At 38.2% G+C, this 1,810-nt stretch carries 3 protein-coding genes; all 3 read right to left on the reverse strand.

The features are described 5' to 3' along the window. Positions 1-155: 155 nt before the first annotated feature. Positions 156-488 carry a cell division regulator GpsB gene (gpsB, locus tag AC1DRF_RS25870; protein WP_013056140.1) on the reverse strand — a complete coding sequence of 111 codons (333 nt, stop codon included), beginning with the start codon at positions 486-488 and terminating at the stop codon, positions 156-158. Between the two features lie 104 nt (positions 489-592). Beyond that, positions 593-1,144, reverse strand: coding sequence for an SLOG family protein (locus AC1DRF_RS25875; RefSeq protein ID WP_153253520.1), 552 nt, complete (start codon positions 1,142-1,144; stop codon positions 593-595). A gap of 63 nt (positions 1,145-1,207) precedes the next feature. After that, positions 1,208-1,705 carry a spore coat protein gene (locus AC1DRF_RS25880; protein WP_043979458.1) on the reverse strand — a complete coding sequence of 166 codons (498 nt, stop codon included), beginning with the start codon at positions 1,703-1,705 and terminating at the stop codon, positions 1,208-1,210. Positions 1,706-1,810 lie beyond the last annotated feature (105 nt).

Raw genomic sequence — 1,810 nt, forward strand, 5'->3', positions numbered from 1 at the left:
TCGCTAGGCACGAACACTACAGACATCGCAGTCTGTGCGAGCATGGACTTTCCTCTACATCCTCATATGTGATGCAGCAATTACCCGAACGTTATTGATAACGACTTTCCTTAGTATAATAAAAATAGGAGTTGAATGCAACTCCTATTTTTAGGTTATTCGTATAATTTACTTCCAAACACATGTTTTTCTAAGTTCGACAAACGTTTTAAAATATCAAAGTTTGTCGTACCCGCTTGCTGCTGCTGTTGAGCCGGCGGCGGGGTAAACGAAGGTTGTTGCGGCTTTTTAGATAACTCTTCTACTTGCTTTTTTAAGCGTAAATTTTCGGTTTGTAATGCTTCAATTTCTTCATGAAATGCTTCATAATCTTTAATAACAGAATCTAGATACTTATCTACTTCTTCTTGATTATAGCCTCTCATGCCTGTTTTGAATTCTTTTTCTAAAATTTCTTTGGCCGTTAAACGGATTTTATCAGCTAACATCTCTATCACCTCGAATACGATAAACCTTATCTTTATTATAATTCATTTTTTCAAAAATAGCTTCAAATGTCAATTTATCTTTTAAAATGTTTCGCCAAGTGGCGTTAAAAAGACGAAAATTTTTCTTCATCCACGATATCCTGTAAGTCGTGAGACGTCACCATTATAATAGGGTATTCTTCTCGTTCAGCACGTTTTTTAGCCGTTTCTAACATATATTTAGGACTTCCTTCGTGCTCTTCGTCGTAAACTAAACAAATACCTTCACTTTTTTCTACTAAAAATTGATTTTTCAACCGAAACTGTGCTGGACTTTCATATTTCTTTTTTGTGATGCTATCTACATAATCTGCTTGACTTAAGACGAATTCATACAATTCTTTATTGACGTCATTCCATTTTTCTTCTTGCTCCAAAAACGGTGTTAAAACAGCTAACTGAAGATCGGGATAATCGAGCTGAAGATCAAATACCACTTCTGCTGCCCAAATTTCTACTCCTAGCTGGCCGCTAATCAATACCCATTCTAATCCATCTTCTACTAATTCCTGTAATTTTTTATAGAGCGCTTTTTTTATATATGTAATACCTTGATGTTTTTCATTAAAAATGCCAAGTTCGAATGGCTTATAACCGGTAACTGTTAGCACCTTCATTATATAACTCCTTTGTAACAAAATAGAATAGGAACTGATGTAATCAGCTCCTATTAGCGTACATTATCTAAAATACCCTGAATTTGGTCCTTGATGCGCGCCTTTTGTATGACAGCTTCCTTGGCCGCAGCCTTTGTGTCCCGGATAACTAGCACCTGCTACCTGACCTGGGTAGCCTGCTCCTGCTACTTGGCCTGGATAGCCTCCCATTTGACCTGGATAACCAGCACCTGCTACTTGGCCTGGATAGCCTCCCATTTGACCTGGATAACCAGCACCTGCTACTTGACTTGGATAGCCTCCCATTTGACCTGGATAGCCTGCTCCTCCTACTTGAGTTGGATATTGCTGCGCGCCGCCAAAAAACTGTTGGTTTGAAGTTTCATTTACAACAGATTGCGTCTGCGGGAAGTAATGTACGTGCTTCACATTTGTATGATTCACCAATGTATTATGACTTGGATGAATGTGAGGTACTACTACCTCCTGAGAAGTAAACTGCGTGCAGCATTTTGTTGGATGCACAATTGGTGGCATACATTTTGTTGGTCTTGGATACATATCCTTTTTCCCCTTTCACTGTTTAGTTATTACACTATTACAATATGTGAAGGGCAATGTACATGTACTAAGACAAACACCTATTTTTGACCTACATAAAGGAGT

This window comes from Priestia sp. P5_B4, from assembly GCF_056400385.1.

Bases quoted from the DNA above. Each gene is read 5' to 3' on its own strand.
- gpsB (WP_013056140.1), bottom strand. From the start codon at position 488: ATGTTAGCTGATAAAATCCGTTTAACGGCCAAAGAAATTTTAGAAAAA.
- AC1DRF_RS25875 (WP_153253520.1), bottom strand. From the start codon at position 1,144: ATGAAGGTGCTAACAGTTACCGGTTATAAGCCATTCGAACTTGGCATT.
- AC1DRF_RS25880 (WP_043979458.1), bottom strand. From the start codon at position 1,705: ATGTATCCAAGACCAACAAAATGTATGCCACCAATTGTGCATCCAACA.